This window comes from Neisseria sp. HMSC70E02 (assembly GCF_001838645.1).
GTDB classification, from domain to species: domain Bacteria; phylum Pseudomonadota; class Gammaproteobacteria; order Burkholderiales; family Neisseriaceae; genus Neisseria; species Neisseria macacae.
In genome coordinates this window covers 169,748-176,557 of record NZ_KV838100.1, presented here as the reverse complement: position 1 = coordinate 176,557, position 6,810 = coordinate 169,748, and the positions used below count along the sequence as shown (strand labels likewise).

Sequence of the window (6,810 nt, the reverse complement as noted above, 5' to 3'; positions counted from 1 at the left end):
CAAGGCGAGGTAACGCCGTCCTGGTTTAAAGTTACCACTATATCTCGCTAAACAAAGCAAACCATTCAGACACACCTTCCACCGCTTATCCCATTTTCTTTACCCATTATCTCAACCCAGCTAACATACAAAATTCATCGTCATTTCCACCCAACATAAAACCCGATTTATTTGTTACAAACCGCATCAGGAGATGATGAACATCGAAAAAGTACAAAGAAGGTTATCAATAATGAAGACATTCAATAGAAAGCTGATTGTATTAGCGGGTTTGCTGGTTATAGCGGCATGTACAAATCAATCAAACTTAACCCTGAATGGAAAACAAAATGTCCAAACTGCTAAAACCAAGCAGAAAAATTCACCTCTCCTTCATTTTGAATGCCATCCCTCCGAATATAAATTTAATACACTCCCAGAAATCCCCCCACCTTTACCTAATGTTACAAGTATACCAATCAGTTTAGCGCAACAGAGAAAATCGACTTTTAGAGATGAAGCCAAACGTCTCTCTATCCCTATGAACAAAGAACTGATTGTTCCCAAATTGCAGAAGTTAGGCTTTATAGAAGACAGTAGTAACGAAATCTATGAAAAAAATTTCGGAAAGAAAAATATGTATGATACTGTTGACTATAATAAAAATATTTTTTCTATAACTATCACTTTAAAAGACATTGTCAATCAAGGGTGCCCATATGATATCGATATTTATCATGTAAATAATGAGGTAAACGGCGTAGAAATATTGATTGGAAACGATGGATTCATCTTAAAAGACACCACCATTCCCGATTTCGTTATCTCTACCATTAATCATAAACACAAGCCTGAAAACCTGTTTAAAAACCTGTTGGACAAACATATCCAAAACATCGAAGCCTTTAAACAGAAACAGCCGCTTAATGAAGAGCTGATCAGCACGCGTACTGTATACGATGGCATTACCTATGAAATCAACTCATTTGGTGGAGGTAGGAGAACAATACTACAAATCTATCGATATAAAACCTGAAAGAAAGCCCATAACTGATTACAACAAAAACCAAATAAAGAAAGTGAAATCATGGAGATAGTCAATAAAAGGCTGATGGTATTGGCGGGTTTGCTGATTATGGCGGCATGTAGCAATCAGCCGAATTTGACGCAAGATAGAATGCAAGATGCAGAAGCCGTTAAAACTGCAGCTACCCCGAATTTTGAATGTCATCCTTCCGAGTATAAGTTTAATACGCCTCCTCGGCTCCCGCCTGCAGACCCTGCGGCATACCCGCGATATGAACCTACTCATTTCGAGGCAGTTAAACGCCTGCCTATCCCCATGAATAAAGAACTGATTGTTCCCAAATTGCAAGAGTTAGGCTTTATAGAAAACAGCAATAACGAAATCTTTAAAAGAAATTTCGGGAAGAAAAACATGTATAGCGCCGCTGACTACCTTGCCAATCTTTTTTCTGTAACAATAGTTTTAAAAGACTTTGCCAATCCGGAATGTCCATACGGTGTCGATATATATCATGTCAATAACAAGGTAGACGGCGTGGATGCTGTGATTGGAAACGATGGACTTATCTTGAAAGACACCACCATCCCCGACTTAATCATTTCCACCATCGACCATAAAAACAAACCGGACAACCTGTTTAAAAACCTGTTGGACAAACATATCCAAAACATCGAAGCCTTTAAACAGAAACAGCCGCTGAATGAAGAGCTGATCAGTACACGCGCCGTGTATGATGGCATTACTTATGAAATCAATTCGTTCAAAGGCGGCAGGTCAACCAATCTGCAAATCTATCAATATAAAGACAAGTCAAACAAAAAATCTCATTAAAACACAGGAGTCAACCGCTCATGACACAGGTCGTCTGAAAACCTCAAACCGACAATATTGCAAACGCGGCAATCGGTTTCGCAATGCCAAACCTGTGTTTTCAGACGACCCGTCCATATGCCGCAGCCTTTCAAAATCGGGTATGATTCCCCCTTTCAAATCAGGAGCCTGACTATGCAGACGCAAGCCGTTATCCGCCATATTGCCGACTGGCTGAAAAACTATGCCGCCGCCGCACACGCCAAGGGGTTTGTTGTCGGCGTTTCCGGCGGTATCGATTCCGCAGTCGTTTCCGCCATCGCGGCACGGACGGGGCTGAAGGTTCTGCTGCTTGAAATGCCCATCCGCCAAAAAGCCGACCAAGTCAGCCGCGCACAGGAACACATCCGCCGGTTGGAACAGGCGTTTCCCAACGTCAGCGGGATGCGTGTGGATTTGACGCCGACTTTCGATACCTTTGCCGCCGATGTCGAAGTCGATGAAACCGAGTTCCCCGCCAAACAGCTTGCGCTTGCCAACGCCCGCAGCCGCCTGCGGATGCTGACGCTTTATTATTACGGTCAGCTAAACGGTTTGCTGGTTACCGGTACGGGCAACAAAATCGAAGATTTCGGCGTGGGCTTTTTCACCAAATACGGCGACGGCGGCGTGGACATCAGCCCGATTGCCGATTTGACCAAAACGCAGATTTATCAAATTGCCGCCGAACTGGACATCGCCGAGTCCATCCAAAAAGCCGTACCGACCGACGGGCTTTGGGATACCGAACGCACGGACGAAGAACAGATGGGCGCAAGCTATCCCGAACTCGAATGGGCGATGAGCGTTTACGGCACGCACCGTCCCGAAGATTTTGAAGGCAGGCAGCGCGAAGTCTTGGAAATCTACACCCGCCTGCACAAAGCCATGCAACACAAAGTCAATCCGATTCCCGTCTGCAACATTCCCGAAGAGATACTGAAATAAGCGAAAGGTCGTCTGAAACCGGTTTTCAGACGACCTTTTCAAAACAAAGAGGGTTGAAATCGTCAAACATTGCTCCAAAATATCGAATGTGCTTACAGCAGGTTGCATAAATTACCCGAACTTATCAAACCCGCCGTTTTGTGTAAAAATACCGCAATGGAAAAAATTACTCACCAAAATCTACATCCTCTTCTGTCGAAGAGTCTGACCGACACCGATTTCGTCCTTATTCTGAATGCCTTAATCAAATTTTTGCGGCGCGGCGGCAAAAAACAGGCGGCAGAACGTTTCGACCTGATTATCGCCACGCTCAAACAAGACGAAGAACTCGCAAAAAATTTCAGCAGCCGCTTCTACCACTGGCTTTCTCAAGTCCACATCTATCCCGCGCTGATCAAACTCGGCATCTTCTCGCGCCACAGCTTTACCCGCGAGATGGGCATACGCATCTACGAACGCTTCAGCCCGTCCTATAAGGATTTTGCCAACCTGCGCGAAGTGTTCCTCTACCTGTTCCACTCCGAAAACGACGACAAATGGCTGCAAACTCTCAGCATCCGCCAATGGTTGAGCCTGTACGACCTGATCCGCACCAGCGCCGATCCCGCCTTGCTGCAAAACGCCTGCCGCCAGTTGGTTGACGCCCGCCTGCGTGCCATCGAAATGCTGGCCATTTGGATTGCCTCCGAAGCCATCGAACCCGACCTCATCCGCATTGCCCCGCGCCTGCTCGAAGCCGATTCGCCCTTCGTCGCCCTTCAGCGCGAAACCGCCAAACTGGTCGAACACTACCGCAACGACACCACCCCTTACGACACCGCCCACCTTGAAGTCATGTTCGACCAATGTTGCAGCCAGATCGACTATTTGCGCCGAAAAGGGACGGGCGCAGGTTCAGGCTCGTCCGTCAAAGTCGCCCACCTGCTTGAACGGCTCCAGCAGACCGTAGATCGCCTGAAACTGCTCACCGACATCCAAACCGATGCCGGCAACCGCAACCGCCTGACCATAACCCTGATGAATTCCCTCATCTACGCCGCGGTCGAGCAATACAGTACCCGCCACCTGCGCCGCAGCAGCATACGCATGCTCGCCCGCAGCATTACCGAAAACAAAAGCCACCACGGCGAGCATTACATCACCCGCAACCGCAAAGAATATTTCAAAATGTTCTACTCCGCGGCGGGTGGCGGCGTCATCATCGCCCTGATGGCATTGCACAAAATCCACATCGGCACACTCGGCTTCAGCCCCTTCGTTACCTCCTTGCTGTCAGGGCTCAACTACGGCATAGGCTTCATGCTCATCCATATGCTGCACTGCACCGTCGCCACCAAACAGCCCGCCATGACCGCCGCCAGCTTCGCCGAACAAGTCGATCTCAACGAAGGCGGCAAGGCAGTGGACAACAAGCTCGCCAAGCTCCTCATCGACGTATGCCGCTCCCAAAGCGTCGCCGTCTTCGGCAACGTTTCCATCGCTATCCTTTTGGCGTGTGCCATATCGTTCGGCTATGCCCATCTGCACCAACAGCCCATACTCGATGCCCACACCACCGCCTACCAGTTCAAATCCATAGACATCATCAATCATCCGACCCTATGGTATGCCGCTATTGCGGGCTTGTGGCTGTTCTGTTCCGGCATCATCGCAGGCTTCTTCGACAACCGCGCCGACTACCTCAACCTGCGCCAACGCCTGCCCTTCAATCCCTTGTTGCGCAAAATCATGCGCCCCAAACCCCGCCGCGTCCTCGCCGCCTACATCCACAAACACTACGGCTCGCTGGTCGGCAACTTCATTTTCGGGATGCTCTTGGGCATGACCGGCTACTTCGGACACCTCCTCGGTCTGCCGCTGGACATCCGCCATGTCGCCTTCTCCTCCGCCAACCTCGGCTACGCCGCCGTCAGCGGCAACGTCGGCTTTGGTACATTCATGCTCGGCATTTGCAGCGTCCTCGCCATCGGCTTGGTCAACCTCATCGTCAGCTTCACCCTCGCCCTCTTCGTCGCCCTGCGCTCGCGCGGCACGAAAATCGGCAGTGTCGGTAATTTGTGCAAAAGCTTCTGGCAGCAGATTAAAGCCAACCCGCTGATCTTGTTTTTCCCGGTTACGCCGGTTCAGACCAAAGAGCCGACTAAAGAGCAGGGAGAAAAGCATTAAGGCAAGCCGACAGACAGCGCTTCAGTAATCAACCTCTTTTTCAGACGACCCCGCTATGCCCATCCTCGCTTGGAACACCCCGCCCGCCCCTGCCGAACTTGCCCGCGTGATCGAAACTCATCCTGCGCCGCTGCATCTGGTTGCCTGTCTGACCGAAAACCGCATGCCCGATTTTCCTTTGTCCGATGCACCGACCGAGTTGGAAGGCCGTCTGAAAACCCGCCTCGACCAAGCCCTAAAATGCCTTCAGTTCAACAGCGTCAACTTTCTGGAAAACCTGCTGCCTGACGTGCATATCTGGCTTGTCCCGCCACACCGCGCCGATAGCCTGTACGAACATTTCGACCGTATCGAATGGCAGACCGAAACCGTACCGCAAGCCGCGCCCAAGCCTGTCAAACCTTGGTTCAGACGACCCCAAGCCACCACTCTGCCCGAACACGCGTTGGTTATCGGCGCGGGCATTGTCGGCGCCGCAACCGCGCGCAAGCTGGCGGAACACGGCGTGCGCGTTACCATTTTGGAAGCGGGCAAAGCGGCTCAAGGCGGCAGCGGCAACCGCCAAGGGCTGCTCTACGCCAAAATCTCGCCGCACGACACCGAGCAAACCGAACTGCTGCTGGCCGGCTACGGCTACACCCGCCGCCTGCTGCAAGACCTTCTGCCCGATTCCGACGCATGGGGCGGCGACGGCGTGTTGCACCTCAATTTTGATGAAGCCGAACGCAAACGCAATCAGGCATTGGGTTTGCAGCAGCATCATGCCCACCTTTACCGCAGCGTGTCCACCGACGAAGCCGCGCAAATCGCAGGCATAGACGTCTTTTCAGACGGCCTCTACTGGCCGCAGGGCGTATGGCTGAACCCGCCCGCCGTCGTCCGCGCCTTGCTGGATCATCCGCTGATTGCGTTGCACGAAGACACGCCCTTATCCTCCGCCGAATACGACGGCGCAAACTGGACGGCACACACACCGCACGGCAGCTTCAGCGCAACCCACATCATTTACTGCATGGGCGCGCACAGCCCGAACGCCGCCGATGCCAACGTCTCCACTCTGCCTTTCCGCCAAATCCGCGGACAAACCGGCGTAGCGGCGGCAAGCGGTTTTTCCAAACGCCTGCGCTGCGCCCTATCCGGCGAAAGCTACATCAGCCCGAGCTGGCAAGGGCAACACTGCTACGGCGCAACCTTCGTTCTCAACAGCAACGACGACGCTTGGTACCCGCACGAAGAAACTGCCAATCGCGCCGCCCTGCAACAACTCAACCCGCCATTGGCGCAATCATTGTTTGAGCAAAACTCGTTTGAGCAAAACTCTCTTTACTCGTTTTCAGACGACCTCTCTGACCCGCCGCAAGGACACGTCGCCCTGCGCTGCGACAGCCCTGACCACTTGCCCGTCGTCGGCGCACTCGGCGACATCGCCGCCATGCAGACCGTCTACGCCAAACTCTCGCTGGATAAAAACTACCGACTCGACAACATCCCCTGCCCCTACCTGCCGAACGCCTACATCAACACCGCCCACGGCACGCGCGGCCTTGCCACCGCCCCCGTCTGCGCCGCCGCCATTGCCGCCGACATCCTCGGCCTGCCTCAGCCCCTGTCCCAACGCCTGCGCACCGCCCTAAATCCAAACCGCGCCGTCATCCGCGCCATCGTGCGGCAGCAGCCTTTGCTTTGATGCGCAGGAGGTCGTCTGAAAAGCTGCCTGAGCACGCTGTCAATCGACCTCCATTTCCACTATAATGTCGCATCCCATGCCCATACGGAACAGGCCGTCTGTTTTCAGACGACCTGTTTCTTTTATAGTGGATTAACTTTAAATCAGGACAAGG

General features: G+C 52.2%; 5 protein-coding genes. All 5 read left to right on the top strand.

The genetic code is table 11. The features are described from left to right. Positions 1–193 precede the first annotated feature (193 nt). The 5 genes from HMPREF3277_RS08040 (at position 194) to mnmC (ending at position 6,656) form a co-directional block, all read left to right on the top strand. Complete coding sequence (locus HMPREF3277_RS08040) at positions 194–1,015, top strand: hypothetical protein (RefSeq protein WP_246830784.1); 822 nt, start codon at positions 194–196, stop codon at positions 1,013–1,015. 51 nt (positions 1,016–1,066) lie between these two features. Beyond that, positions 1,067–1,837: a hypothetical protein gene (locus tag HMPREF3277_RS08035; RefSeq protein ID WP_070870689.1), complete on the top strand. Its 771-nt coding sequence runs from the start codon at positions 1,067–1,069 to the stop codon at positions 1,835–1,837. Positions 1,838–2,011: 174 nt separating this feature from the next. Beyond that, the gene (nadE, locus tag HMPREF3277_RS08030; protein WP_070870758.1) at positions 2,012–2,803 is read left to right on the top strand and encodes an NAD(+) synthase; all 792 of its coding nucleotides are present in this window, start codon (positions 2,012–2,014) and stop codon (positions 2,801–2,803) included. A gap of 156 nt (positions 2,804–2,959) precedes the next feature. Then, positions 2,960–4,969: a site-specific recombinase gene (locus HMPREF3277_RS08025; protein WP_070870757.1), complete on the top strand. Its 2,010-nt coding sequence runs from the start codon at positions 2,960–2,962 to the stop codon at positions 4,967–4,969. Positions 4,970–5,024: 55 nt separating this feature from the next. Further along, positions 5,025–6,656, top strand: coding sequence for an FAD-dependent 5-carboxymethylaminomethyl-2-thiouridine(34) oxidoreductase MnmC1 (gene mnmC, locus HMPREF3277_RS08020; RefSeq protein WP_070870688.1), 1,632 nt, complete (start codon positions 5,025–5,027; stop codon positions 6,654–6,656). Positions 6,657–6,810: the final 154 nt, after the last annotated feature.

Coding starts and splice junctions, on each gene's coding strand:
- mnmC (WP_070870688.1), top strand. CDS start 5,025: ATGCCCATCCTCGCTTGGAACACCCCGCCCGCCCCTGCCGAACTTGCC.
- HMPREF3277_RS08025 (WP_070870757.1), top strand. CDS start 2,960: ATGGAAAAAATTACTCACCAAAATCTACATCCTCTTCTGTCGAAGAGT.
- HMPREF3277_RS08035 (WP_070870689.1), top strand. CDS start 1,067: ATGGAGATAGTCAATAAAAGGCTGATGGTATTGGCGGGTTTGCTGATT.
- HMPREF3277_RS08040 (WP_246830784.1), top strand. CDS start 194: ATGATGAACATCGAAAAAGTACAAAGAAGGTTATCAATAATGAAGACA.
- nadE (WP_070870758.1), top strand. CDS start 2,012: ATGCAGACGCAAGCCGTTATCCGCCATATTGCCGACTGGCTGAAAAAC.